Source organism: Butyricimonas sp. Marseille-P2440 (assembly GCF_900091675.1).
GTDB lineage: Bacteria > Bacteroidota > Bacteroidia > Bacteroidales > Marinifilaceae > Butyricimonas > Butyricimonas synergistica.
This window is the reverse complement of the sequence record NZ_LT594610.1, coordinates 1,619,326-1,645,509: the sequence shown is the minus strand read 5'-3', so window position 1 is coordinate 1,645,509 and position 26,184 is coordinate 1,619,326. Positions and strand designations below refer to the sequence as shown.

Below are 26,184 nucleotides of genomic sequence, written 5' to 3'. Positions count from 1 at the left end.
TTCTATCGGTATTGTTGAAATAAGAATAGAAATTCAATATGTATTTTAGTTATTACTGTATACTAAAACAGCCAAGTGTAAGTCATGCTAACATAGTAAGGTGCATTTATTGGCTCCATATCTCTACCCATTTTAAAAGATATATTTGTTTCGATTTTTAATCTGAAGGTATGAGGTTGGTTGTTTGAATATGTTGTAAAATTTAGTTGTATTTGTGCGACAAGGCTATGCATATTAGAGTAGGGATCATTGGCTTCGAATTTTTTTTCAAAAGGGAATCTATATATCCTACTTGCGATTAGAGCAAAAGCATCTTTAAGCTCTACGCTAAGGTTTAGATCAACATTTTTTCTAAATTCCCATGTAAAATCTATTTTGTAGGGTATGGAGAGGTGAAATTCAACACCATTAGTGTATAGAAATAGATCTAAAGGTGAACGCCAAGACAGAATAGTAGGACATTCTTTTTCAATTCTTCCTCTGGATAATGCATGATTTTCTAAAAATTCCTTTAATACTTCAAGGGGAATAAAGGGTAGATCCTTCGCTTCTTCTTCCGTGATAGCCTTAAATTGAATTCCATAAACTTCTTCGATTTTTTTTAGTTCGTCGTCGTTGTCAATTTTTGTTTCAACTTGTTCTTTTTGGCAGGCAACTAGAATAAGCACAATGAAACTAATGAATGTTAATTTTGTTTTCATGACAATCGGTTTTAAATTTAGTTAATAACTATAATTATTGCACGTGGAATATATTATTCATTATTGATAAATTGCCAACTAACTACAATGTAATCGTAATTTTTATAAAGATACGATAAATTTGTCGCAAAACCAACATTGGGTAAAATATAGAAATTATTTTTTTTATTAAATATTAACAAAGTAACCTCGGATGGGTGTGCACAAACGAAAGACGCATTCATTATTTTATGCCATTTCTTGTTATTACCTTATACGACCATTTTTATTTTGTTTATATAATCTGCTTAATTCATTTGTGTTTTTGTTGATCTCATTTTTAGGGCTTTTATGATAAAAAACACTCCATGATATACTAATCTTTGTATTTATTCACGTGAGCCACGGGTTCTTGTAAGGGGCGAATTCTGTTTGAAAGGTAGAAATTTGCCAATCCGTAACGGGTTTTCTGTCTTCTCCAATTTTTCGAGGAATCTGGGGATTAATCTTTAGTTTTGAAGCATCGTTAAGCCACTTGATGGAATCCTCGTAATCTTTAACCCGGATCACGCTAACATTATTGGGGGCGATCAATTTCGTGAGTTCATAAATGGTAAGGCGTGTCATGTGTTTTTTCAAGTTGTAATTTCTAGGATCAGCCTGGGAGATATTGTAGCCAAGGGCTGGGGTATCAGCGTTAACGTCAATTTCCGGGTAATAAACTTTATCCTTGTAAACAACATACTCGTGTTCTGATAGCTCGTACTCGTTGTATTCCTTGCTATAATCGGCAATGGCACCCCAGTTGTCACTCTCCATTGGGGTAAGATTGTTGTCGAAATAGTCTTGGCTCAACAATGTGTAATAGTTCCCCTCGAATGACACGATTTCCCATTGATTGTAGTCGATAGGTTGCCAGACGTAAGTTTCTGCCTCGATCCACCCGTGTACCATTGGAATTCTAATGTTCTCAAACTTGTACCCGTTGTCGTGCAAGCAAATGTACCCGGAGTCATTGTATTGCACGGTGTCGCCAGTTCTATACGTTTCAAATTGAGAATAACGCAGGAGATTTTCGGTGTCGATGTTAATGTCAATTATCTCGTCCCAGTATTCCACGTCAGCGGGAGCCTTGTAGCCGCCTATAGCCTTGATTATTTCATGTATTTTGCCTTGATAATAAACATGGGCACCGCAAGGATAACATATTTGTCGATCGTATTCAGCGATGTATTTTCCCTTGTTCAGCTCCCTCTCGATCTCGTAATTCTCGCTAAGATATTCTACTATACTCATTTCTGCCGATTCCTCCGCTTGAATAAAGCGTTCGTTATCTCCCCTCGTGATCTGGGCGAGGGCTTCCGGGGTTATTATCCCGAGATAGTCATTGTTGTTTAAAAATCTCCTGTACATGTTATTCGTCTAGTAATTAAAACCCTCGTTGTATTGTGCCGTTGTAAGAATACTTCCATCGTCATCACCCCGTTTGTATTTGTACCAGCTATCTCTCAAGTAATAACACAGTAAATAATCCAGACAATCAGAGAGGTGCCCGTATTTCTCGTGCTTGACTCCCGTTTTGGGGTCAGTAACTTTTTTCTTGTTCTTGCTGCCGTCCTCGTTCTTTAGCTGGTAGATCAGGTCTTGTGTTAGTTTCCTGCACCGGATGTCAATTTGAATGCCCCACCCGTTGTAGCCCGTGAACACCTCGTTCACGAACTCGCAACGGGTTACCTGGGGCGGTTGTTTCTTTAGCAATTTAACCCGGGGACGCAAGACCCCTTTGCCAAATGTATCCGAGATAATAGTGTAATTATTAATCCCGTCCTCGTTCGTCGTGGATCGTTGTAGCCCGGCGGGATCACCGGTGACATCGATTCCGCCAATTTGTTTTTCCCGGTAAAATTTTTGTTTTAATTTTCTCGCTAGAGTGGGGGTGTTGTTTTCCTTGTCCTCGGCTTTACCGATGATTTCTTCGAGAATGTAAACGATTTTGTTGTCGTAATCTATCTGGGCGATTAACGTTGACATGTACGGGGCGACGTTGAAGTCCCAGATCGTGATCAGGGGTTTGCCGGGATCGTACACTTTCTCTTTCAAGCCAGAAACAAGATGTTTTTCTCCATTAAACTTGTTGTATATTACCATCGAGTTAGATTCGATAAAGTCCCAATTCCCGTACAACAATCTTTCTTTTGTCGCTTGATCCCTGATCTTGTTCAAGGCTGCCTCGTAAACTTGCCTGAAGGCCACATCCGGGTTATCAAACACAGTAAAAGGTATGTACGCCTCACCTTCATTCGGGGTGACTTTCTCTCCATCATCATCCTGCACGAACCTTGAACGAACCCAGTTCATCGTGGGATTGGTCGTGAGTAACATCCTTGGAGTCTTGAACGTGTCGTGAATCTTCCACCGGAGTCGAGAAAACAACACTTCTATCGCCCGTTCCGAGATTTCAGATACCTCGTCAACGAACGCGATGGTAAACTTGCTGGAGCCGAATCGTTCAAAATTGGGATCACTGGGGGCGTCACTCATCTCTTTCATTATGATGATAGAATCGTTCCAGAAGAGTAGTGTTCCCTCGATATTATTTATCTTGTAGTTTATTCCCTCGGCGAGCCCCCAATCTTTCAAGATTGTTTTGATCGTGTTCCATGTGGACTCCTTTAAAGATTTTAGTGTTTTTCTTGCAACCACGGCTCTCACTCCACTAAATCTCATGCAAGAACTTATAAGCCACGTGCTACCAAGATATGAATTGTGTGTGACCGTGAAATCATCAGCCACGTATAATCCTTCAGGTTCATTTACCGTGATACAACGACCAGTCTTTTTCCCAATAGGTTCAACACTAGAAATTCTTTTCCCTAGCATGGAGTTCCCGCCGTTAAACTCGTAACGGCAACGCGTTTTTTTGCGGGGAAGACATACTAGCTCGGGATCGAATCGTGTAGATATATAGACGTCGTAAACATCTTGACATTTAACGAAGTTTCCCGCTTTATCTTTATACCCGGCACTATTCTTTTTAATAGTAGCTTTACCACCAAGAGAACGAATAACGAAAGCCACATCGTCTGCCAATCTCTTGCTAATTGTAGAGTAAGAAAGGTGTCCTCGATTGTCAACATACCCGTCAGTGTCCATCAATCCTTGTATTAATTCCTTGCGTTCCTCGATTGTCGCGTATTTGTATTGTTCAGGAATAAATTTTCTCGAAGCGTCGTGTCCGGCGAGCCCCATGTCTTTTAAGGCTTGTACTAAAGTATAATCGTGGATTAGATAACTCTTTGCCTTGTTGCCTTTTTTTATTTGGCAACATTTCATGTTGTACCCGTCACGTGTAAAGTGATTAACTATATCCTCATCCATCGTGGTGAATTGTATGGCATTTGCATTGATGACGGAATCAGTCATACACCCGTCCCCGATAAGAGCCCCTAGAACATAAGGAGAAACGACGCGAGCATGCTTGTACCTGTTACCTTGTGTAAATTGCACGGGAGCGCACAAGGGAATAATTAGATTACATCCTTTATACATACCGCTTTTCTTCCGTTCCAACCATTGATATATCATTTCAGTTGTCCATATTCTTTCATTCAATCGGTTTCCCCCGGCATCTTTCTTCCTCGTGCGTTTGCGACTTTGATGTAGTTGCCATAGGTGACCTTCCGAACAATCGAAATAGGTACCGTCAACGAAATGTACCCGGTAAAATTCAAAAGACCCAATCGGGTGAAGTTTGATTACCCGTTGTTGAGCCCCGGTTGTTGCAGAAGTAATAATATCACCAATTTTTAAATCACGAATTTTTCTAAAACCAAACGGGGTACAAACAGTTGAATCCAATAACCCCATTTTTCCCCCGCCGGCAGCCCCGCCACCCAAGATTAACTGTGGTAGATTCGTGCTCTTGCACTGTTTGCAGCGAGGTTTATATCGTGGGTTTTGTTGCGCGTCATGCCCGGTTAGAATTTGCTCGATTTCGCCTCCACACCACGGGCAATAATCCGGCTGTAATAATTTCCACAGCTCGTATTGTTTCGACGAGGGTTGGAAATCGATTTTAATGTTATGAGGTGCTTTTAGCTTGTTCGTGGCCACTATACGATGGTAATAATAATTTCCTTTTCTTTGGATAATATATCATTTAGAGAATCAGACGTGACTCTTGATTCAAGTACCTTCCCTTTCATCGTATTTTTTCCGACAATAATACACCCCGCGGAAGATGATTCATCTGTCCCAGGATGAATCAAAATTCCCGTGAAATGTGGAACGTTATGCAAAAAGGGTAATACGCGTTTAAACTTGGAACTATATTCCATCGTGATTTTGTAGATACCGGGAGGAATTGCTGTTTGGGCATAAATTTTTTCTTTACAATGGCATTGGCTTCCGGAAGTTGTGTTCTTGCATTTCGGGGGAAGAATTCTTACTTTATCTTCAATAGTATCACAAAACCATTTGTCGTTGATGTACAGTTTTCCAATCGTGTAATTTTCTTCTTTGTGTATTCTTTTGAGTTTTAATTCCATTTCTCATTTTGTAAGAATAGGCCGATGAATACTTTGAAGTTTTTATACTAATATATCAAATATATACATCTTTTAAGTTGTTTTTTTTAATTTAAAAAAAGAGCTAAATGAAAATAAAAGACCTATATCAAAGTAGTATTCGTAATGATGCGAATGCTAATAATTTATCAGAAGTAGAAAATGTACCTGTTGTTGCCAAGAGAGAAAGTTCGAGGCGTCCTCGAAAGAAGAACCCGTTTACTTTGGTGAACGAGCGTTATTCAAGAAGTCTCCCTAGGCAAGTCAGCCAATCAAAAGAAACAAAAAGAGCTGTTGCCGATCGAGCGATTAGTGAAACGGCAGGAATAACCCTAAATATTTATCTTTCTATTTTGAGAGATATTATATTCAGAAAGTTATTGGCTAACATTATGTTTCAGTGTGATTGTGTTGAATTGGGCTTGGATCCTTTTGCTGCTGCACAGAACATAGCAATGGCTGGTAGCAAGCAAGTTGATTTAGTTCTCAACTTGGGCGTTGGAGTTGTGTACAAGGACAATACAGAAGTATTGAAGGACGAAATCTATACAGAGCTAGAAATGGCGAAAGCTAGATTTAGTTCTCTCACGGGTAGTCCATCCGAATGGCAACTCACAGAGGCTAAGAAACTAACGAATGCTGTTTCACAAGTTTTAGGACTAATGAAGGAGCAATCTTAGGAGATTAGTGCTTTATGACTAAGTTATAGAGGCTTCCCCCTCGCTGGCAATTTAATTTGGGGGGAAGGCTCTTTTTTATTATAACCGCCTCCCCGAAAATGGAGAAGCGGTATTATTGTTTATAAAAGGTTTGTCATTGCGGCATCCATTTGCTCGTTCTCGAAACAATCTAAATAAGTTTGAGTAACTTTCTCTGAACTGTGTCCGAGAGCCTCACTAATAACAGATGTACTAACACCAGCCTTTTTTAGCGTGGTAGAGAATGAATGTCTAGCAACATAAGTAGTTAGTTTTTTATCAAGTTTCAATTCTGCTCCATAGGCTTTTAAATGTTTATTTACTTTACCTATAACCTTATGAATTCGGTTCAACTTCTGTTGTTCCGTTTTGTGGAAGGTTGACAGGATAGGGAAGATGTACGGGTTGTCATCAGACCTGTATTTATTTATGATTTCTATCGCTTTCGATTGAAGAGGTAATAATATTAGTTTTTTAGTCTTCTTTCGCTTGTATGCCAAACGTCCGTCAATAATATTATCATGTTTGATTCTCGCCATATCGGTGAAATTGATACCTCCCATGATGTACGAGAAAGTAAACAGGTCAATTGATAACTCGCTGTATAGATCGGGTTGTGTAGCCTTATGTTTGATAACCTTGACTACTTTATCTTTCACTATTGCTCGTTTAGGAGTGTTTTCATGTAACTTTGAAACCTTATATTTCTTGAAAGGATAACATTCACTTTTAACGTGTCCTTCATCAATGGCAACATTATATAGTGTGCGAATGTTTCGAAACCGAATGCCAATAGTGTTGGCCGCTATTTCTTTAGTTCTTAACCAACTTTCATATTTCTTTAACCATTGCTCATCTATATCGGAGAAATATATATCCAAATGCTTGTTATATTCAATTAATGAATTATATGTTTGCTTGTAAGATGCCGCATAGGGGAACCTTTCTTCTTTCTTGAGCTGGGCGATTTGTTGTAGAAATAGTTCTCCTGCTGTTAGCCTTTTAGTTGGTTTGTCAACCTTTTCGATTAATGAAGTTGGGGTAAAGTCTTTCTTCTCCACTTCTAAATCAATTATTGTACCCGTGTAATCTTTGATCTTATCTGTAATAAGTCTTTGAATGGCAACCTTATTAGGACAATTTGTTTTAGGTTCATTCTTCTTAAAATTCCAATAATCGGGATGAATAGAGATACCTAAACTCACGTATTTAGTTTTTCGATTTTGAGTAACTCTTAGCATTAACGGGTGATTTCCATTCTTTAATGTTTTTGATGTGTAGTAAACTACTGAAACAGACGTGCTCATGTCTAAATCTCGGTTTAAACATGGTTTAAACATCCTATCCAAAAACCCTAAAAACAGCTATAAAAGAAAAGAGAGTCACTTTTGTAACTCTCTCTGTTTCAGTGGTGCCACCAGGAATCGAACCGGGGACACAAGGATTTTCAGTCCTTTGCTCTACCAACTGAGCTATGGCACCATAGCTGAATTGCGAGTGCAAATATAGAGGTTTTATTTGAACTTGCAAGGCGTCGGGCACAAAAAGTGGAAAAAATATTATTTGTGTTTTTACCTTAGGCGAATACACAGGTACATCATCCACACGAAAATGACCATCGAGGCGTAGGGTACTGCCGGAATGAATAGGAACCAAAGCAGGAAGCCGATGATGAGGATATAGAGGTACACGGAGATGTATTTGTTGATGATCCACGGCAATTCCCTTTTGCCGAGGAAAAAGGCGGCAATAAGGTTAAGAGGGTTCGCCCAAAGGGCGTTGAAGTTGGGGAACATCGTGGGGTGTTTCGTGAAGAAGCAGAGGAAGACGATGAGGCAGCCGATGATACCCGTGGCAATGAAAAACGGGATGGCGACGGCTTTCAGCAATCGTCTGCTCTTGTACTTTTGCAGGAGCAGGATAAATGCTAATGTGCAAACGGCAAAGACGAAGAACGGGGAGAGATACCACGGGGTACTTAAGTCTTGTTCCGGGGCTTGGTAGATGACCTCTATCGGTTCGACCAACCGATTACCGTTATATGCGGCGGAATCCAGGCGGTACATGAGGTAGTCAGGCAGGAACATCTGTTCCCGTGTCGTGGCGGTCGAGGTTGCCGGGGAGCCGAGTATGGTGTGGATACCCCATTGCGTCCACGGGGAACGGCGCAGGTATTCGTCCAGCAGGTTCCAGAAACTTTTGGTGGAAGGTTCAGCCGTCCACGTGATATGGTTATCCGTGCTTTTCTCGATAATATCCCTTACACGGGTAGAGCAATTGTCATACAGGAAATTATAGAGATAGGAACGGTTTTGAGGCTGGTAGTTCTCTACCAGTAAATCCATCAGGTATTGTTTCTGGATAGAATCAAGGTTTAGGGTTTGTGAATAGACACTGCGTTTTTCCCTGTGGTAAGATCTCACGAAATAGTCAAAGTCCGTGCAGGATAGTTGGTAAGGGAGTAGCCCTTGCGCGAACTTGAAGTAGAAACCTTGGGTTTCAAAATCGAACGTACCGTAATTGAACACGATATCCAGACGGTTCGCCTCGTCGGTGATGCGGATTCCCGTGTGCCCGAAGAGGGAGTAAAGTTCGTTACCCGGTGCGCACGTGAGGATACTGATGGTGGCATCCTTCGACAGTTTGATTGCCGATGCGTTGAGGCTGAAAATGCACAATACGAGTGCGAATAGTGTAGATATTTTCGTTTTCATGATATCTCGTGTTGAGTTATATTTTACATGGCGGGTACTTGATATCACAGAGGAACAGTGCGTTCCCGGGGACGGAGGTGCCCGCTTTACAACGGTCTTTGCTTTCGATGACCTGTTGGAATTCTTCCAGCGTGATTCGTTTCTGCCCCACGTCGAGCAAAGTTCCCACGATAGCTCGCACCATGTTGCGTAGGAAACGGTCTGCCTTGATCGTGAAGACGAGTTGCTCGTCGGTTTCTTCCCACCCGGCTTCCATGATCCGGCAGATATTGGTCTTTACGTCCGTGTGCAACTTCGAGAAGCTGGTGAAGTCCTCGTAATGCCCCAGCAGTTCGCATGCCCGGTTCATTAGTCGGATATCGGGTAACGGGTGGGGTGTGTAGGCGAACGGGTAGGTGAATGGGTTCTTGGTCTTGTTGATGTAATACTTGTAGGTACGCGAGAGAGCCGAGAACCGGGCGTGCGCTTCCGGGAGAACGGGATAGATCTCTTTTATGGAGATATGTTTTCCGAGAAAGCGGTTTAGCTTGTCGGTCAGTGCTTGCGTGTCCGTTACGGGGGCGTTGCTGTCGAAGTGGGCGACGAAAAAGGAGGCATTCACGCCCGTGTCGGTACGTCCGGCACCAGTGACGTTGATGTCTTGCTTCAGCAGCAGCGACAAGGCTTTGTTTATATCTTCCTGTACGGAAGGGGCATTGGGCTGGATTTGCCAACCGTTGTATCCGTTCCCGTTGTAAGCTAGTTCTATAAAATACCTGTGCATATCTTTCCTTTTCAAGGTTCAAAATTAACACAAATCGGGGAGAAATTATAGATTTTACGTTATATTTGTGTGTCCATAGTTTTCACGGACGTTGATAAACGTTGAAAAGAGATGAGTAGTATAGCTGAAAATTTGAAACGGATAGTCGATAGCTTGCCGGAAAGGGTTAGGCTGGTGGCTGTATCGAAAACGAAGCCGGTAGAGGCGATCGAGGAGGCGTATAACGCTGGACAACGGGTGTTCGGGGAGAATCGGGCACAGGAAATGGCGGAGAAGTACGAGGTACTCCCGAAAGATATAGAGTGGCACTTGATCGGGCATTTGCAAACCAACAAGGTGAAGTACGTGGCAGGATTTGTGGCGATGATTCACGGTGTGGAAAGTTTGAAATTGCTGGAAACGATAAATAAAGAAGCGAAGAAGCATGACCGGGTGATTCCTTGCCTGCTACAATTCCACGTGGCACAGGAGGAAACGAAATTCGGTCTGAACATGGAGGAGGCGGCAGCATTATTGGAAAGCGAGAGCTACGCGAACATGAAGAACGTGCGGATCGAGGGGGTGATGGGAATGGCGACGAACACGGATAACCTGGCGCAGGTGCGGGAAGAGTTCCGGCATTTGCACAAGATATTCGAGGAATTGAAACAACGCTATTTCGCTGACAAGCCCGGGTTCAAGGAATTGTCAATGGGTATGTCCGGGGATTACGGGATTGCCGTGGAGGAAGGAAGCACGATGGTGAGGGTGGGGAGCTCGATATTTGGGGCGAGACAATATTTATGCAATCTAAAACCTAAAATCATAAATTAATTTATTATGGCAGAATTGAAGACAAAATACATGGGCTTGGAGTTACGGAGTCCGATCATCGCAGCTAGTTGCGGATTGACGTCCGAGGTAAACAAGATGGTAGAGATGGAGAAAGCGGGAGTGGGAGCGGTCGTGTTGAAATCTATTTTTGAGGAACAAATCAATCAGGAAACGAGCGGTGTGTTTAATGCTGGGTACGGGATGAGCGATGCTTACCCAGAGGCTGAGGACTATATCAAGGCGTATATCCGTTCTAACACGATACAGAAGTACGTGGAGCTGGTGCGCGAAGCCAAGAGCCGTTTGTCTATCCCTGTCATTGCCAGCGTAAACTGCTTTAGTGGTGGCGAATGGATCAGCTTTGCCCGCCAATTGCAGGATGCCGGGGCGGATGCCTTGGAACTGAACGTTTTCATTCTGCCCGTGAACGAGTTCACGGAAAGTGTGGAAGTGGAAAACGTGTATTTCGAGATCATGAAGTCGATCAAGGAACAGGTGAAAATTCCCGTGGCGGTGAAGATCAGCCACTATTTTACGAACCTTTCGGCATTCGTGGACAAGATGAAGGCTTACGGGGCGAATGCCACGACGATATTCAACCGTTTTTACGAGCCGGACATCAACATCAACACCTTGACGATGGGAGCTGCCTCCGTATTCAGTACAGCCTCGGAATTGCGCTCTACGTTACGGTGGACGGGCATCCTTGCCGGCAAGGACAAAAAACTGGAGATTTCTGCTTCTACCGGTGTGCATAGTGGCGAGGCGGTCGTGAAGTTGTTGTTGGCGGGGGCTACCACCGTGCAATTGTGTTCTGTGCTTTACGAGAAAGGCATTCCGGTGATTGAAGAAATGAATAGTTTTATCAAAACATGGATGGAGAACAAGGCTTTTGAGCGTATTGAAGATTTTCGGGGGATGTTGTCCTACTCGTCGATCGAGAATCCCGACTTGTACGAACGTGCACAGTTTATGAAATACTTTAGTAACAAATCCTTATAATTCATGAAAAAACTATTTGTCTTGTTGTTGTGTTGCGTGTGCGTGTCATGCGCGAAATATCCGGGTGTACCGGAGAAATATCATGTGTTACTGGACACCGCTTTACTGAAAGCTGGTACCAATCAGGCTGAGTTGGAAAAGGCGTTGAAGGATGCCGCTCCCGAGATGAAGGAGGGGGTTGCGTTTCTGATCGCTTATATGCCGGAGCGGGATCTGATTTCCATGAAAGGCGACGATTTATTATCGAATGTCCGGTTAGCTTACGAGGCTCGTAACCGCTTTGCCTGGGCGAAGAGCGTACCCGATTCTATTTTCTTGAACGACGTGTTGCCCTATGCGTCCATGAACGAAACCCGTGAGAACTGGCGTGCCGATTTTTACAAGCGTTTTGCTCCTTACGTGGAGAATTGCAAAACACTGGGAGAAGCCATTGCTGCCGTGAACCGGAATATCCGTGACGAGGTGAAAGTGGATTACAATACGGCACGCGAGAAACCCGACCAGAGTCCTTTCGAATCTATGCGCCAGCATATGGCTTCTTGCAGCGGTTTGTCCATCCTGCTGACGGATGCCTTCCGTGCTGTCGGTATCCCGTCGCGTATTGCCGGGACAGCCAACTGGCACGACAACCGGGGAAACCATAACTGGTGCGAGGTATGGTTGGACGGAAAATGGTACTTCACCGAGTACTACCCTAACGAGTTAGACCGTTCTTGGTTCCTTGCCGATGCTGGGAAAGCCGACCCGAATGACCGTATGCACGCTATTTGGGCTACTTCCTTCAAACCGACAGGAGAAAGTTTCCCGCTCGTGTGGGACTTTAATATCAAGTACGTGCCCGCTCTGAACGTGACGCAACGTTACCTGGATATTTACAAGCAAGTATATAACGAACAGTTGGAAGGTGGAAACCATGTGAAGATGAAAGTTTCGATGTATAAGAATAAACGCAATATGCGTAAGTCTGATGATCGGGTGGCTGCCAACGTGGATATTTTCTGTGGGAAAGACCAGATCGGTGGCGGACGTACCGCCGGACCCCATCAGGATATGAACGACGTGTTGGAATTTGTTGTGGAGAAGAACAAAGAGTACACGCTGTATTATTTCGATAAAAACGGGAAGTGGGTAGGCGAGAACGTGAAAGTGAAAGAGAAACCGGTAGAGGTAAAATTGCATCTGTAACAGAATCAGATATTCTGAATAGAAAATCCCGGAAGTTAGTGCTTCTGGGATTTATTTTGCGCACGAGGAAAGAAGCTATGGACGTGAATCGATAAAAATTTGCATTCATATTGCCCACGATGGAAGTCTGCAACTCGATCAGGTTATTTTGTGATTGTTTGTCTGTTGCCCTGTTCTTTCTGCGGGTTTCCCAACGATATAGACAGTAAATATTGTGTTATAAAACAATTCTTAAACGATTTATATCGTTTATCAATCGAATAACAATCGTTTAGTTTGTAGGGAAGAAGGCGAGGCGAACGGGGGAAAGTGGCGTAATTTTGCGACAAACATCTGACTCTTTTTTTGTCTGATAGTAAACAGCTTGTCAGAACAAGTCTTGGCTATTACATGTAAAAAAGGTTGTGTCAGTGTTTTGCACGACACAACTTCTCTTCTAGTTTAGAGTTTAGTTTTTTGGAGCCGAGGATATGATTTCCAGGTTGTTGGCGTTTATCGTGATGTAAACTTCTTTGTTGCCTTGTTCCATCTCGAAAATGTAGACGTTCGTGCCGTCGGCTCTTTCCTCGTAATCGATATCGTCGATACGGTAGTTGGCGTATGCCGAGGTTTTTAGGACGTTCATCACGTTGGCGGGAACTTCATTCTGGCGTACTTCCCAGGTGGTGACTACCCACACATTCTGGTGGTTGAACACCACGTCTTTTTTGATACGACCATCAATGATCTCAATTTTCAGTAATCCTTTCTCCTGGTCGATTTCAATGACGTTAGCTTGCGGGTATTTTTGCTTGATGAATTGCTGGGCGCTCTCGGGCATTGTTTCTGGCAGATAGCCCCTGTTTTCCTTATCCATCACGGTTTTCACGAGGGTCCCGTTTTCCAGGTAATGCAGGTCTACTTCCTGTTCACCGAGTTCTACTTCAATGATATAGACGGTTTCCATGCCGGCTCTTTCCAGCTTGTCGATGTCCTCCACTTTCCATCTGGCGTATTCCCCGGTCTCGAAACTGTTGCGAATCACGGCGGGGAGTGAGCGGAAGGACACGTCGCTCTCGGTCATCATCCAGTTGCCGTTGTTGTCAAACCATGCCTCGGCTTCCGTGAATCCCAGGCGGAATTCGGCGACTTGGTACGTGTTCTTCACTTCCCATTCCACTTGTTTCGCTTTCGGGTACTTGGCATTAAAAGCGTTCACGATATTTTTCGCCGGGATGTAACCGTCGCTTTTGCAGCTGCTGAAGGCGAACGTGGCGCTAAGAATGATTATTGCCGTAATAAATGTTGTTTTCATAGTTTAGTGTTTGATGTGTTTTACAATATAGCTTTTCACGGGGTTATACGGTTGGGGGTGTCACGATGTTTCCTTCCGTGTCCACGATCACGAGAGTATCCTTGTCATTCTTTTCCAGCTCGAAGACGTACACGTCGCCGTTAGGTCTTTCCTCGTACTCGATGTCGTCAATCTTGTAGCTGTTGTCATAGTTATCTTTTATCGTTTTCATCACGTTTGCCGGAACTTCCGCTTCTCTCACATCCCAGGAGGTGTACAACCACTCGTTTTGTGAGTTGAAGTGTACTTCTTTCGATTTGTTGTTGTGGCGGATGTCGATTTCGGTGATGCCTTTCTCGATGTCCATGTCGAGGATCACGGCGCCGGGATAACGGGTGTCGATGATGGTTTTCAATACCTCGGGAACGCTTGCCGGGCGGTGTTCGTCATCGTTGTCTGTGTCTTCAACGGCTTTGACCAGTGTGCCGTCCGCCGCGTAGTACAAGTCGAATTCCTGCTTGCCTTGCTCTACCTCGATCACGTACACGGGCTCCATTTCCACTCGTTCCAGCATATCCACGTCGTCGATCTTCCACGCCTTGTACTCGCTTGCTTCGAATGCGCTTTGCACTTCCGCCGGGAGATCGTTGAAGCGGATGTCGCTTTCGGTCATCACCCATTCGCCTTGGGCGTTGATCCATGCTTCCCGCTCGATACCGTCGAGGTAGAAGTCCGCCACGTAATGGTCATACTTCTTTTCCCATTCCACACGTTCGGCGTTCGGGTACTTGGTGATGAATGCTTCCTGAATCTTTCCGTCCGGGGTGTAATCGTCGTCGTCATCGTTGCAGCTCGTGAAAGCCAGTCCTGATATTAAAATTGCGGTTAAAAGTAAATTTCTTGTTTTCATAGCGTTTTATTTTTAATGTTCACTCTTTATTTCAATTTCCGAGAACAAAGTAAAGGGGCAATTTTGGAAAGATTTGGGAAAAAGGAAAAAGAAATTATTAATTTTGGATTTTTCTCCTCTCGAAAGGAGTGGGTTAAATCTAAAATTATAACTTATTGATTTTTAAGCTGAACTTGTGTTTCCCGTTAGCGTGTGTGTATGTGATGCGTAGGCCGTAGAGATTGGCGATGCTTTGGACGATGGCAAGACCTAAACCCGTGGAGTCGGGTTTCTTGTTGTCGGCTTGATAGAAGCGGGTGAAAAGGCGGGTGGAGTCCAAGGGGGTGCCGTCGCCGGAGTTGGTGAAGGTGATTTCATTGGCGAGTACACGGGTGGTTATTTCTCCCTCGGGCGGGGTGTGTACCATGGCATTTTTGAGCAGGTTGGTGACGAGAGTGTTAGCTAGCGATTCGTTCATACGGACTTTGCATGCCGCAGATTCTTCCAGCTGGATTTGAAGTTCTTTGTGCTCGTATATTTCCCGGAAATCATCCAAGAGTTCCCGGATGATCGGGTTGAGTTCGACTTCTTTCACTTCGTGGAATTGCCCGTTCTCGATACGGGAGAGAAGCAGGAGAGATTTGTTGAGCTTGACGATGCGCCCCATGGTGCGGTGGATGTCGGCGATCTCTTGCAATTGTTCCCCGGTGCAGTCCGGTCGTTCGGCAAGGAGTTCAAGTTTGTTGCGGCATATCGCCAGCGGGGTTTGTAGTTCGTGAGAGGCGTTCTCGATGAATTGCTTTTGCTGGGAGTACATTTCTTCGCTTCGCCGGGTCATTTGGGCAATCGTTTCGTTTAGTCGTCGGAACTCCTTGATTTTGGTAGGGTTGTCTAACGGGGGATTCTTTTCACCGAGGGTGAAAGTGTTCAGCCAGTTGAGCAGCTTGTAAAAAGGCGCAAGGCTCCGGCGGAAGACGATCTCCGTCACCACGAGGATGCAGACAAGCAGGGTGAGGTAGAGGATGATGATCCATTGTAGGATGGCTTCGATCATGTCGTCCTGCTCGAGGGTGGAGATCATGACCGTCAGTTCGTAGAATTTTTTGTCTTGTCCTCGGAAAGCGGTTTTCAGTACCCGCACGGGATCAAATTCCAGTTCGGTTTCGTAGAAACGAGTGGAATCGAAATAACGCTCCCGGTAGTGGATCGCTTCCCGTTCCGATATTTCCTTTATCATGTACTGGCTCATCAGGTCATTGTGGTGGTCAATAGCGGAAGTGTCCGTGAGTACCTGGCGGATAATGAGGTTCTTGTAGTTCTCGAGGCTGTCGTCGGTTTCGTCGAGTATTTCGTCGAGTATGTTGAAGTAGAAAAGGCAAGCCCACGCCGAGAGGATGACGATGAGCACGACGGAGAGTTTGCTTATGGTGTAGTGGATGAGTTTCATGCTTCCGGGATAGTTACGAGTTTGTAGCCGAAGCCGTAGACTGCTTTGATCTCCGGGATGGCGCCTGCCTGTTTCATTTTCTTGCGCAGGTTCTTGACTTGCGAGTAGATAAAATCGAGACTGTCTGCTTGGTCGATGTTGTCGCCCCAAACGGATTCGGCGAGGGAGGTCTTGTTTATCAAACGGTCGGGGTTGGCGACGAAATAGTACAGAAGGTCGAATTCCTTGCGATTGAGTTTCAGTTCGTTGTTGTCGATGAAAACGGTGTGGTTGTCGGGATAGACGGTCAAGTTGCCGATGTCGATGCGGACGTCTCCGTCGTTTTGTTTGCGCCGGATGACGGATTTTACTCGGGCGTGAAGTTCTGCCAAGTGAAAGGGTTTTGCTAAATAGTCGTCGGCACCGAGGTCTAGCCCCGTGACCTTGTCCTCGATGGAGTCCTTGGCGGAAACGATAATCACGCTTTCCCGCTTGCGTAGTTTCTTCAGTTCCTCGAGGATGGAAAGCCCGTTGCCGCCGGGAAGCATGATGTCGAGTAGGACGCAGTCGTAGTCGTAATCATTGATTTTTTGTATCGCCGTTGAGTAGTCCGAGGCGGTTTCCACGACAAAACGCTCTTTCTCGAGTGATTGGGTCATCACTTCTCGTAGTCCTTTTTCGTCTTCAATGATTAGTATTTTCATGGCTTTTCGATTTTATAGTTGCAAAAGTAGGAAAATATTCTGGAAAGAATTTGGAATGATAGAAAGGAACTAATCTTACTATATTAAAATCAGTAAATCTAAAATGGATCAGGGGATTGCTTTGCATGGGTTTTGTTTCTATATTTGTTAAATGTATTAATAGAAATAGTATGAAAAAAAGAAGGGGATTGAGGAAGTATTACAGGAAGTTGGCGGCGCTTGATGAGTTTGCTTCCGGCGAGAATTGGCTCACGTTTATCCACGATGCGGAGGATTGGTTTAATCACGCGCACCTTCATTTCGACTGGGAGGGATACGGTGATTTGTACTGGAAGGAGCGCAAGGCACATCTGGATGCTATGTTCCGGCATTACGAGAGATTGGCGGACGAGGTGGTGAAGGTAGGACGGGCTTTGCAGGTATTCGCTATCATACATGAGTTTGACAGCGGTTCGGATGCGTTGTACTTGCATTCCCCGAACCCGATGGCGGATAATTATCCCTTGCGGTCGGACAATATGGAAACGTGTACTTTCAAGAACTGGAATTTGGCGGACTACCTGGAAGGGCTGAAGGCGAAGGGGTATACCATGCTGTACGCGCCGGAGGGAAGCCGCTTCTCGGATTGTGTGGTGTACAGGGAATCGGTAGGTGATAATAATTTAATAAGAAAGATATGAGTCTGGAAGATTTAAAAAATGGTTTGGGAGAATCGGTGTTGGCATCGATGTATGATTAGCGGGAAGATATTTGTGCTTATATTATTGCTGCCGTGAACGCCGCGGGGCTGAATACGGAGGATGACGTGACGGTGGAATGGCGGGAGTGGTAAGTATAGCATCTTTCGGGTTGTTTTGTTCTTGGGGAATCGGTTACTTTGCATGAATGTCAACCTTTACCCGCGGACGGTGACGGGTGGGGGCTATTGAAGAAATGAAAGATCATGAACCTAAAAAAATGTCCAATGGAAAGCGAGGGAAAAGCTAAAGTAATTCAAATTCAAAGTTATTCATCCCCTTGTGGGGGAATTCTACTCGGCTCGTTCGAGGGCAGGCTTTGTCTGTGTGACTGGCAGATCGAGGAACGGAGGAAGGCGATCGACAAGCGGATACAGAAGGTGTTGCAAGCCCGCTATGAAGTGGGAGAATCGGAGGTGATTGCGCATGCTGTCGCCCAGTTGAACGAGTATTTCGATCGCCGGCGGATGGAGTTTGACGTGCCCCTGCTCTTCGTGGGGACAGATTTCCAGAAGACGGTTTGGGAGGAATTGAGGCGAATCCCTTACGGTGCAACTGAGTCTTACGCGGGGCTCTCGCGGCGGTTGGGGAATCCGAAGGCGATTCGGGCGGTGGCGGCTGCCAACGGGGCAAACCCAATCTCGATATTTGTTCCCTGTCACCGGGTGATCGGCAGCGATCATAAATTGATAGGGTATGGCGGCGGGTTACCTGCCAAAAGGTTGTTACTTGAACTGGAATCTTTGTCAAATTCATTGTTTTGAGCGGGCAAAAAACTCTCGATAGAGCCCGGATCGCACGGGCAATCGAGTACATCAGGACGAATTTCAAACGGCAACCCGATTTGGATGAGGTGGCAAGTGAGGTGGCGTTGAGCCCGGCGCATTTCCAGCGTATGTTCACAGAATGGACGGGGGTGAGCCCGAAGAAGTTTTTGCAATATACCAGTATCGAGTACGCGAAGAGGGTGCTGGACGAAACACACGCTTCTTTGTTCCATGTGGCGGAGATGACCGGGTTGTCGGGGACGGGGCGGTTGCACGACTTGTTCGTTAATATCGAGGGGATGACGCCCGGTGAGTACAAGAACGGGGGTGAGAGTCTTTCTATAAATTACAGTTTTGCGGGAAGTCCGTTCGGGGAAATTCTGGTGGCTTCTACCGGAAAGGGCATTTGCTGGATGGTGTTTGTTGAAGACCGGGAGGTGTCTTTCGGGGCTTTGGTGAAGAAATTCCCGAACGCGAGATTCGTGCAGACTGCGGACGAGATGCAACAGAATGCTTTATCTATTTTCACGCGGGACTGGAATGACCTGTTCGGGATTAAGCTGCATCTGAAGGGAACGGATTTTCAGTTAAAGGTGTGGAAGGCTTTGCTGGAAGTGCCGATGGGTGGATTGGTGACCTATGGCGATATTGCCTCGAGGGTAGAGAACCCGGGAGCTTGCCGTGCCGTGGGGACTGCCGTGGGGGAAAATCCCGTGGCGTTCCTTATTCCCTGTCACCGGGTGATTCGTGCCACGGGAGAGTTGGGACATTATCACTGGGGTGATATTCGCAAGGCTGTGATGATAGGTTGGGAGGCGGAAAAACGGGAAGATTCGGTAGAGTAAGCGTTTTACCGGGAATTGGAAATAAACAAGAATAATTGATCTCAAAGGGAGATTTGTTATATTTGTACGATTATCGTTAAATAATAGGCTATGAAAAAAGTATTGTGGTTCGTGTTGGCATTTGTCGTGCTAGGTTGTACCGGCAAGAAGGGTAAGTTTGAAGGAGTATTTGAGGGGGTACCCCGTGTGAATCCGCCTTACGTGGTGGGAAGTTATCCGGGAACAGAATTTATTTTTGCTATACCGACTTCGGGGGAACGTCCGATGACTTGGGTGGCGGAAGGCTTACCGGAGGGGTTGGCTTTGGATGCCAAAACTGGAATCATACGGGGAGTCGTGAAGGATGCCGGGGAGTACAAGATAAAGATCATAGCCGAGAATAAGCAGGGAAGCTGGGTGAGCGAGTTGAAAATAAAGGTAGGCAAAGAACTGGCGTTGACCCCGGTGATGGGATGGAACAGTTGGAATACTTTCGGTGAGAACTTGACGGAGGCTTTGATTATCGAAACGGCGGAAGCGATGATCGCGAACGGGATGCGGGATTTGGGTTATAATTATATTAATATCGATGACCTGTGGCAATTGAAAGAGAGAGGGGCGGACGGGCATATCGTGATTGATTCCACTAAGTTCCCGAGAGGGATTAAATACGTTGCTGATTATTTGCATGACCGGGGATTTCGTTTAGGTATATACTCGGATGCGTCACGGTACACTTGCGCCGGAGTATGCGGAAGTTACGGGTTCGAGGAGATCGATGCCCGGGATTTTGCCGAGTGGGGAGTGGATTTGTTGAAGTATGACTATTGTGGGGCTCCGGCATCGAGAGATACTGCGATCGCACGTTACCGGAGAATGGGAGAGGCTTTGCGGATTACCGACCGTTCGATTGTATACAGTATTTGCGAGTGGGGACGCAGGAAACCGTGGGAGTGGGCGAGAGAGGTTGGGGGACATTACTGGCGCACGACGGAGGATATTCGTGACGCATGGGATTTGAGAGAGTCGGGTACGGGGTTGAAGGGTATTATGGATATTATTGACGTGAACGGGCAACTTGCCGATTACGCTTTTCCCGGGGCATGGAATGACCCGGATATGCTGGTCGTCGGCTTATTCGGGAAAAGTTCGAATATTAATTCGGGAGGGATAAAGTACGGGTGTACTTTGAACGAGTACCGCACGCACATGAGTATGTGGTGTATGATGGCTTCCCCTTTGTTGTGCGGAAATGACGTGCGGAATATGCCGGATTCCGTGTTGAAGGTATTGACGAACCCGGAAATTATTGCCATCAATCAGGATGCGCTGGGTCTGCAAGGAAAAATGATGAGAAAGGAAGGGAATTGCGAGGTTTGGATGAAATTGCTGGACGGGGGACGGATTGCTTTAGCCGTGATGAACCGGGGGGAGGAGCCGGAGGAAGTTGTGATTCCTTTCGATTTACTGGGTTTCCCGATGAAAGCTTTTGTCCGGGACGTGTGGTCGCACCGGAATTTGGGAGAGCTGGAACAACTAAGATTGACATTGAACCCACATGTGACGGCAGTGTTTAAGTTAGAATAGACTTTTTTTGTTACCTTTGTATTCGCCGTGATAGTCCAAGGAGGTCGGGGATACGGACTGGCGGTGATACTTAAAGAAAGGAGGATCATTTTATGTCTGTTGTGAATGCATCACAGCTATTGGAAACGAAACCCGTCGGGAAATTATTGCTTCAATACTCGATACCTGCCATTATTGGAATGACAGTCACGTCGTTGTACAATATCATTGATAGTATTTTTATCGGTCATGGAGTGGGACCGCTTGCCATCTCGGGCTTGGCGATTACCTTCCCGTTGATGAACCTAATTATTGCTTTTTGTACATTGATCGGGGTCGGGGGAGCCACGATTAGTTCCATATACATGGGGCAGAGGGATATGGAGAAGACCTCTTCGGTGCTGGGAAATGTTTTCGTGTTATGCGTGATCTTGGGATTTTGTTTCGGGGGAATTGCCACGTTGTTTTTGGAACCCACGTTACGGTTCTTTGGGGCAAGTGATGTCACAATGCCTTATGCCCGGGATTTCATGCAAGTGATCCTTTTAGGAAATCCTATCGCTTTCACGTTCATCGGGCTGAACAATCTGATGCGGGCGACAGGATACCCGAAGAAAGCCATGTTGTCGTCCTTGTTGACGGTTTTCGTGAATATCATATTAGCGCCGATATTTATTTTCCATTTCGGGTGGGGCATCCGGGGTGCCGCATTTGCCACTATGATAGCACAAACAAGCGGGCTGGTATGGATTTTGGCACATTTCCTGAACAAGAATAGTTCGGTACATTTCAAGGCGGGTATATTCCGGTTGAAAGGACGGATTATCAAAAGTATTCTTTCTATCGGGATGTCGCCTTTCCTGATGAACTTGTGTGCCAGTACGGTGGTGATTATCTTGAATAATAGTTTCATGCGTTACGGTGGGGACTTGGCGATCGGGGCTTACGGCATAGTGAACCGGGTGTTGACGTTGTTTATCATGATCGAGATCGGGCTCACGCAGGGAATGCAGCCGGTGGTAGGGTATAATTACGGGGCGTTGTTGTTTGACCGGGTACGGCGTGTGTTGCGCTATGCCATGATCACGGGGATCTCGATTACGACTTTCGGTTTTATCACGAGCCAGTTATTTCCGAACTTTATCGTGGGGATGTTCACGGATAATCACGAGTTGACGGAACTTGCGAAGTATGGATTACGGATCACTTGCTTGTTATTTCCATTGGTGGGTTGTCAGATTATTATAACCAATTTCTTCCAGTCTATCGGGAAAGCAAAAGTTTCTATATTCCTGTCGTTGTCGCGTCAGTTGATTTTCTTGATACCGTTTCTGATTATTTTACCGCGTTTCTGGGGAATCACAGGGGTATGGGCTAGTTTGCCTATGGCGGATTTTATTTCTTTTGTGATGGCGGTGGCTACATTATTTTATTTCAATAAAAAGGGAATCCTTTTCAAGATCAACAAACAATTGTGAGGAAAAGTGGGGTAAACGCTTTTTATGCATGTGGAAATATTTCCCATGAAATAAAAACGGGCTCAATTTCTTGAACCCGTTTTTGCTTAAAGAATGTCTAATCTTCCAGCGTGACTGCCCCCGAGAGAGCTACCGCTTCTTTATTGCGGAAAATCATGATAGGCGAAACTGCTTCGTAAGCAGACATTATATATTCGAATAGTTGAGCCGTGACTAATTTCCCGCGTTCAGCTAGTGAGAGTTTCAATTTCATCCCCGTGTTCTCGTCCTCGCTTTTCTGTAACTCGGACAGACCAAGGAACTGTTTGGTTTCTAACAAATATTGCACCCGATGCAATTCTTCTGGTTCGAAAAATAATTCGTAATTTTTCTCTTCCCGCTTCCGATTAAATAGAGTTGTTTTCATTTTTATGTGTGTTGTGTGTGTATATATATAACGCTTTATGCGTTGCTCCGTTTTATTATTTGGGTAACACTAGCGAATGTATCCATATGTATTCACGATACAAGATACGTGCCAATATGCGCAGATTTTTCAAATGATTAGAAGACAGAGTTCATGGAAGTATCGCTCAGGTTGCGACACGAACACGTCACGTGTTCCCGTGTAGTCTGTCTCCGGGTTGAGAATTGGACTTTCGTGCTTGTCTGAAGGTATTCCGTCCAGCATGACTCGTACCCGGCATGGTAATTCCGACCTCCTCATGCTAAGGAGGGGAGTTTGGAGTACCGGGGTATCATTGGGATTCATGAGATCGAAGGCTTCCGCCTTTTTTATTGAATCATGTATTTCAAAGATTTGAGAAGTGATTGCAGTACGTTGAGATTCGGTCATAACCAGTCCCATGGCAACATTCGTGAGTTGTGTTACCACCAAGATCAGAAGGCTATGTAATATGAATCTTATCATACTTAGTGTTTGTTTCAAATTTAATGAATTGAAATTAGAAAAGCAACGTTTTTCGAGCCTTTTTCTACTTGTATACGTAAAAATGGGTATATTTACCACCTGAATGTTCGTATTTTTGTTTACGAGAGAGAAAATTTAACGTTTCAGGAACATTTTCTTTGTTTGGAATAGGGGTTTTTGCCCGTGTGCGGGTCATAGGTGAGAGAATATTAAAATGAATATGTTATGGAGATACATGATAGAAATGGAAATTTCTTGTTGAGAGAATGGAGGTTGGAGGATGCTGTTTCTTTGGCGAAGAATATCAGTAATATTAATATATGGAATATCGTGCGGGATGGTCTGCCTTATCCTTACACGGAGCGAAACGCCGAAGAGTATTTGCATGTCGTGGGTGAAAAGCCGTACGTGCAGGATTTGGCTATCGTGATTGACAATGAAGCGGTGGGAGGAATCGGTTTTATCCCCTTGTGCGACGTGGAACGATATAGTGCGGAAATAGGCTATTGGCTTGGCGAGGATTACTGGAACCGGGGAATTATGGGCGAAGCTATCCGGCAGGTAGTGGAATACGTGTTCCGGGAAACAGATATAATTCGACTGTTTGCTTCCGTTTACGAGTATAACCCGGCATCCATGAGGGTACTGGAAAAAGCCGGATTCACGAGGCAAGCCGTGTTGCGTAAAGCAGCCGTGAAAAACGGGAAGGTGATCGATATGCATTATTTCGATCTTGTAAAGGAATAGAGCATGAGTAAACGAATTTTAATCACGGGTGCGGCAGGGAACTTGGGAGGTTTGCTTGCTTGCCGTTTGAAGGATGATGATGTGTTCCTGCATCTTTTAACTCATCGCAAAGAGGTACTCCCTGAATTGCGAGGGAAGGACAATATCTCGGTATATAAGGCTGATTTGGGTGTACCAGGTACGTTGGTAGATGCGTTACGAGGAGTTGACACCGTGGTGCATTTCGCGGGGGTACTTTTCAGGCATAACCCGGAGAAGTTTTTGGCTACCACGAATACCCGTTATTTTAATAATCTGTTGGATGTAGCCGTGGAACAAGGAGTGAAGCGGGTGATATTGGTAAGTTTCCCGCACGTGGAAGGTGAAACGACACCGGAACACCCGGCAACCGGACGATTGGACGGGAATCCTGTATCCGTTCATGCCATTACGAGGTTGGAGGAAGAAAAGTTGTTGTTCGAATGTGGCAGGCAAAAGAGAATCGAGGCTGTTTCTTTGAGAGTCGGAATGGTGTATGGGCGTGGAATTTTAATGATCGATGCCGCTCGTTGGTTTTCTCGTTACGCCTTGCTAGGCGTATGGCGGAAGCCTACTTGGATACACCTGATTTCTACCGAAGATTTCTTGGAAGCAACACGTGCGGCTTGTTTGAAAGAAGGAATCGAGGGGGTGTATCACGTGGGAGATGATGGTGTTCAGACGTTACAAGAGTTTTTGGATGTTGCCGCAATTCATTGGCACACCGTGCGACCGTGGAGAATGCCTTTATGGATGATAAATACGGCGGCTCGTTTTTTTGAACTTTTTTCTCGTTTATTGGGGGTGAGGAGCCCGTTGACTGTCGATTTTGTACGTATAGGGCAAGTTTCTTATTATGGTGATACTTCCCGCATGAAAAAAGAATTGTTGCCTCGGCTTAAATATCGGGATTTCAGGAAAGGTATTGAAACGTTATAATTTTGTTTGCTTTCATTTCTATCGTGATGGGGTCTGTGCGTACAGAGATGGGTAGGTGCAAAATTTGATAATAAAAAACAAGCGATTCTGCAAAGGAATCGCTTGTTTTTTATATACTCACGAGTAATTACCAGGCAAACATAGGTCTGTCGCCCATCATTGCGTTTACTTCTTTCTTCACTTGCGTAATAACGGCAGTGTCGTCGATGTTGCTCAACACTCTGTCGATCATATCCACGATAATAGCCATGTGCTCCTCTTTCAAACCACGTGTCGTGATTGCGGGAGTTCCCACGCGTAAACCGGAAGTAGAGAACGGGGTACGGGTATCGAACGGAACCATGTTTTTGTTGATAGTGATGTCAGCTAATACCAAAGTATTTTCTGCTTTCTTACCGGTTAATTCCGGGAATTTGGTTCTCAAGTCAATCAACATGGAGTGGTTGTCCGTGCCTCCGGAAACAACTTTATAGCCTTTATCCATGAATGCTTTTGCCATAGCTTTAGCATTGGCTTGCATTTGTTTTGCGTATTCAGTATAGCTGTCGGATAAAGCTTCTCCGAAAGCAACTGCTTTTGCGGCGATCACGTGTTCAAGCGGTCCGCCTTGTTGTCCCGGGAATACGGCAAAGTTGATGACTTGTGACATCATCTTGATCTCTCCCTTTGGAGTCTTCAATCCCCAAGGATTTGGGAAATCTTTCGGGAGAAGAATCATACCTCCACGAGGTCCGCGAAGCGTTTTGTGAGTGGTGGTAGTCACGATATGGCAGTAATCCATCGGGTTGTTCAATAATCCTTTGGCGATTAATCCAGCAGGATGTGACATATCACACATTAATAAAGCGCCTACTTTATCGGCGATCTCACGCATACGTTTGTAATCCCAGTCACGAGAATAAGCGGAAGCGCCGGATACAATCATTTTTGGCTTGTGTTCGATGGCTAATTTTTCCATCTCGTCGTAATCCACCATTCCGGTTTCTTCTTTCACGTGGTAGGCTACCGGGTGGTAGTTGATACCTGAAAGGTTCACGGGTGAGCCGTGTGAAAGATGTCCGCCGTGAGCTAAGTCAAGACCCAAGAAAGTGTCGCCCGGTTTCATACAAGCGAAGAACACAGCTGCGTTAGCTTGTGCTCCGGAGTGCGGTTGCACGTTAGCGAATTCTGCACCGAATAATTTGCAAGCGCGGTCGATAGCCAATTGTTCCGTTTGGTCAACGATTTGGCAACCACCATAATAACGAGCTCCAGGGTATCCTTCTGCATATTTGTTCGTCAAGCAAGAACCCATGGCTTGCATAACTTGTTCGCTCACGAAATTCTCGGAAGCGATTAGTTCCAGACCTTCTTTCTGGCGATGGCTTTCCTGAGCAATCAGGTCGAAAATTTGAGTATCTCTTTCCATTATTTAGATTTTTAATAATATAGACGTTTATAAAATCTTGCCCAAAATTATACTAATCGTCCGTCTAAACAAAGTATT

Annotated in this window: 25 protein-coding genes and 1 tRNA gene; 11 read left to right on the top strand and 15 right to left on the bottom strand. The window is 45.1% G+C overall.

Translation table 11 applies throughout. From position 1 onward, the window contains the following. Positions 1 to 62 precede the first annotated feature (62 nt). From BN8899_RS17975 to BN8899_RS17960, 4 genes are all read right to left on the bottom strand, one after another. Positions 63 to 701 carry a hypothetical protein gene (locus tag BN8899_RS17975; RefSeq protein WP_065220407.1) on the bottom strand — a complete coding sequence of 213 codons (639 nt, stop codon included), beginning with the start codon at positions 699 to 701 and terminating at the stop codon, positions 63 to 65. A gap of 372 nt (positions 702 to 1,073) precedes the next feature. Next, on the bottom strand, positions 1,074 to 2,093 hold the full coding sequence (locus BN8899_RS17970; protein WP_065220406.1) for a hypothetical protein: 1,020 nt from the start codon (positions 2,091 to 2,093) through the stop codon (positions 1,074 to 1,076). A 9-nt stretch (positions 2,094 to 2,102) separates the two neighbouring features. Further along, on the bottom strand, positions 2,103 to 4,793 hold the full coding sequence (locus BN8899_RS17965) for a phage terminase large subunit (protein ID WP_065220405.1): 2,691 nt from the start codon (positions 4,791 to 4,793) through the stop codon (positions 2,103 to 2,105). Beyond that, positions 4,793 to 5,227, bottom strand: coding sequence for a DUF5675 family protein (locus BN8899_RS17960; protein WP_065220404.1), 435 nt, complete (start codon positions 5,225 to 5,227; stop codon positions 4,793 to 4,795). Before BN8899_RS17960 ends, BN8899_RS17965 begins: the two co-directional genes overlap by 1 nt. A gap of 107 nt (positions 5,228 to 5,334) precedes the next feature. Here BN8899_RS17960 and BN8899_RS17955 point away from each other — a divergent pair, with 107 nt between their 5' ends. Further along, positions 5,335 to 5,925 carry a hypothetical protein gene (locus BN8899_RS17955; RefSeq protein ID WP_065220403.1) on the top strand — a complete coding sequence of 197 codons (591 nt, stop codon included), beginning with the start codon at positions 5,335 to 5,337 and terminating at the stop codon, positions 5,923 to 5,925. Between the two features lie 119 nt (positions 5,926 to 6,044). Here BN8899_RS17955 and BN8899_RS17950 read toward each other — a convergent pair whose 3' ends face one another. From BN8899_RS17950 to truA, 4 genes are all read right to left on the bottom strand, one after another. Next, entirely contained in the window at positions 6,045 to 7,250 is a 1,206-nt protein-coding gene (locus BN8899_RS17950) for a site-specific integrase (protein ID WP_065220402.1), read from the bottom strand. Positions 7,251 to 7,352: 102 nt separating this feature from the next. Further along, positions 7,353 to 7,425: transfer RNA gene (locus BN8899_RS17945), tRNA-Phe, on the bottom strand. Positions 7,426 to 7,514: 89 nt separating this feature from the next. Further along, positions 7,515 to 8,657: an Lnb N-terminal periplasmic domain-containing protein gene (locus BN8899_RS17940; protein WP_065220401.1), complete on the bottom strand. Its 1,143-nt coding sequence runs from the start codon at positions 8,655 to 8,657 to the stop codon at positions 7,515 to 7,517. Positions 8,658 to 8,673: 16 nt separating this feature from the next. After that, on the bottom strand, positions 8,674 to 9,420 hold the full coding sequence (gene truA, locus BN8899_RS17935; protein WP_018336138.1) for a tRNA pseudouridine(38-40) synthase TruA: 747 nt from the start codon (positions 9,418 to 9,420) through the stop codon (positions 8,674 to 8,676). Positions 9,421 to 9,531: 111 nt separating this feature from the next. Here truA and BN8899_RS17930 point away from each other — a divergent pair, with 111 nt between their 5' ends. From BN8899_RS17930 to BN8899_RS17920, 3 genes are read left to right on the top strand one after another with little or no spacing between them, the layout of a single operon-like run. Next, positions 9,532 to 10,233 (top strand): YggS family pyridoxal phosphate-dependent enzyme, encoded by a 702-nt coding sequence (locus tag BN8899_RS17930; RefSeq protein ID WP_065220400.1) that lies wholly within the window; start codon positions 9,532 to 9,534, stop codon positions 10,231 to 10,233. Positions 10,234 to 10,239: 6 nt separating this feature from the next. Further along, complete coding sequence (locus BN8899_RS17925; RefSeq protein ID WP_018336140.1) at positions 10,240 to 11,235, top strand: dihydroorotate dehydrogenase-like protein; 996 nt, start codon at positions 10,240 to 10,242, stop codon at positions 11,233 to 11,235. A gap of 3 nt (positions 11,236 to 11,238) precedes the next feature. Then, positions 11,239 to 12,420 carry a transglutaminase-like domain-containing protein gene (locus BN8899_RS17920; RefSeq protein ID WP_065220399.1) on the top strand — a complete coding sequence of 394 codons (1,182 nt, stop codon included), beginning with the start codon at positions 11,239 to 11,241 and terminating at the stop codon, positions 12,418 to 12,420. 448 nt (positions 12,421 to 12,868) lie between these two features. Here BN8899_RS17920 and BN8899_RS17915 read toward each other — a convergent pair whose 3' ends face one another. From BN8899_RS17915 to BN8899_RS17900, 4 genes are all read right to left on the bottom strand, one after another. Continuing rightward, entirely contained in the window at positions 12,869 to 13,714 is an 846-nt protein-coding gene (locus BN8899_RS17915; protein WP_018336142.1) for a PepSY-like domain-containing protein, read from the bottom strand. A 43-nt stretch (positions 13,715 to 13,757) separates the two neighbouring features. Further along, a complete protein-coding gene (locus tag BN8899_RS17910) occupies positions 13,758 to 14,603 on the bottom strand; it encodes a PepSY-like domain-containing protein (RefSeq protein ID WP_065220398.1) in 846 nt (281 codons plus the stop codon). Between the two features lie 145 nt (positions 14,604 to 14,748). After that, on the bottom strand, positions 14,749 to 16,029 hold the full coding sequence (locus BN8899_RS17905) for a sensor histidine kinase (protein ID WP_065220397.1): 1,281 nt from the start codon (positions 16,027 to 16,029) through the stop codon (positions 14,749 to 14,751). After that, the gene (locus BN8899_RS17900) at positions 16,026 to 16,712 is read right to left on the bottom strand and encodes a response regulator transcription factor (RefSeq protein ID WP_065220396.1); all 687 of its coding nucleotides are present in this window, start codon (positions 16,710 to 16,712) and stop codon (positions 16,026 to 16,028) included. Before BN8899_RS17900 ends, BN8899_RS17905 begins: the two co-directional genes overlap by 4 nt. A gap of 170 nt (positions 16,713 to 16,882) precedes the next feature. Here BN8899_RS17900 and BN8899_RS17895 point away from each other — a divergent pair, with 170 nt between their 5' ends. The 5 genes from BN8899_RS17895 (at position 16,883) to BN8899_RS17875 (ending at position 22,084) form a co-directional block, all read left to right on the top strand. Further along, positions 16,883 to 17,392 carry a hypothetical protein gene (locus BN8899_RS17895; RefSeq protein ID WP_148375519.1) on the top strand — a complete coding sequence of 170 codons (510 nt, stop codon included), beginning with the start codon at positions 16,883 to 16,885 and terminating at the stop codon, positions 17,390 to 17,392. A 284-nt stretch (positions 17,393 to 17,676) separates the two neighbouring features. After that, positions 17,677 to 18,213, top strand: coding sequence for a methylated-DNA--[protein]-cysteine S-methyltransferase (locus BN8899_RS17890; protein WP_065220394.1), 537 nt, complete (start codon positions 17,677 to 17,679; stop codon positions 18,211 to 18,213). After that, positions 18,210 to 19,061 carry a methylated-DNA--[protein]-cysteine S-methyltransferase gene (locus BN8899_RS17885; RefSeq protein ID WP_065220393.1) on the top strand — a complete coding sequence of 284 codons (852 nt, stop codon included), beginning with the start codon at positions 18,210 to 18,212 and terminating at the stop codon, positions 19,059 to 19,061. Before BN8899_RS17890 ends, BN8899_RS17885 begins: the two co-directional genes overlap by 4 nt. A gap of 90 nt (positions 19,062 to 19,151) precedes the next feature. Further along, a complete protein-coding gene (locus BN8899_RS17880) occupies positions 19,152 to 20,627 on the top strand; it encodes a putative Ig domain-containing protein (protein ID WP_065220392.1) in 1,476 nt (491 codons plus the stop codon). Positions 20,628 to 20,719: 92 nt separating this feature from the next. Continuing rightward, the gene (locus BN8899_RS17875) at positions 20,720 to 22,084 is read left to right on the top strand and encodes an MATE family efflux transporter (protein ID WP_065220391.1); all 1,365 of its coding nucleotides are present in this window, start codon (positions 20,720 to 20,722) and stop codon (positions 22,082 to 22,084) included. A 97-nt stretch (positions 22,085 to 22,181) separates the two neighbouring features. On the opposite strand, the gene BN8899_RS17870 is transcribed toward BN8899_RS17875, so the two are convergent. Next, on the bottom strand, positions 22,182 to 22,490 hold the full coding sequence (locus BN8899_RS17870; RefSeq protein WP_065220390.1) for a hypothetical protein: 309 nt from the start codon (positions 22,488 to 22,490) through the stop codon (positions 22,182 to 22,184). Positions 22,491 to 22,619: 129 nt separating this feature from the next. Next, positions 22,620 to 22,994: a hypothetical protein gene (locus tag BN8899_RS17865; protein ID WP_065220389.1), complete on the bottom strand. Its 375-nt coding sequence runs from the start codon at positions 22,992 to 22,994 to the stop codon at positions 22,620 to 22,622. Positions 22,995 to 23,219: 225 nt separating this feature from the next. Between BN8899_RS17865 and BN8899_RS17860 the strand changes: the two genes are divergently transcribed. Both BN8899_RS17860 and BN8899_RS17855 read left to right on the top strand, forming a co-directional pair. After that, positions 23,220 to 23,741: a GNAT family N-acetyltransferase gene (locus BN8899_RS17860; RefSeq protein WP_065220388.1), complete on the top strand. Its 522-nt coding sequence runs from the start codon at positions 23,220 to 23,222 to the stop codon at positions 23,739 to 23,741. Positions 23,742 to 23,744: 3 nt separating this feature from the next. Beyond that, positions 23,745 to 24,698, top strand: a complete 954-nt coding sequence (locus BN8899_RS17855; protein ID WP_065220387.1) for an NAD-dependent epimerase/dehydratase family protein — start codon at positions 23,745 to 23,747, stop codon at positions 24,696 to 24,698. A 127-nt stretch (positions 24,699 to 24,825) separates the two neighbouring features. Here the strand turns inward: BN8899_RS17855 and glyA are convergent, their stop codons facing one another. Beyond that, positions 24,826 to 26,106, bottom strand: a complete 1,281-nt coding sequence (gene glyA / locus BN8899_RS17850; RefSeq protein ID WP_018336155.1) for a serine hydroxymethyltransferase — start codon at positions 26,104 to 26,106, stop codon at positions 24,826 to 24,828. Positions 26,107 to 26,184 lie beyond the last annotated feature (78 nt).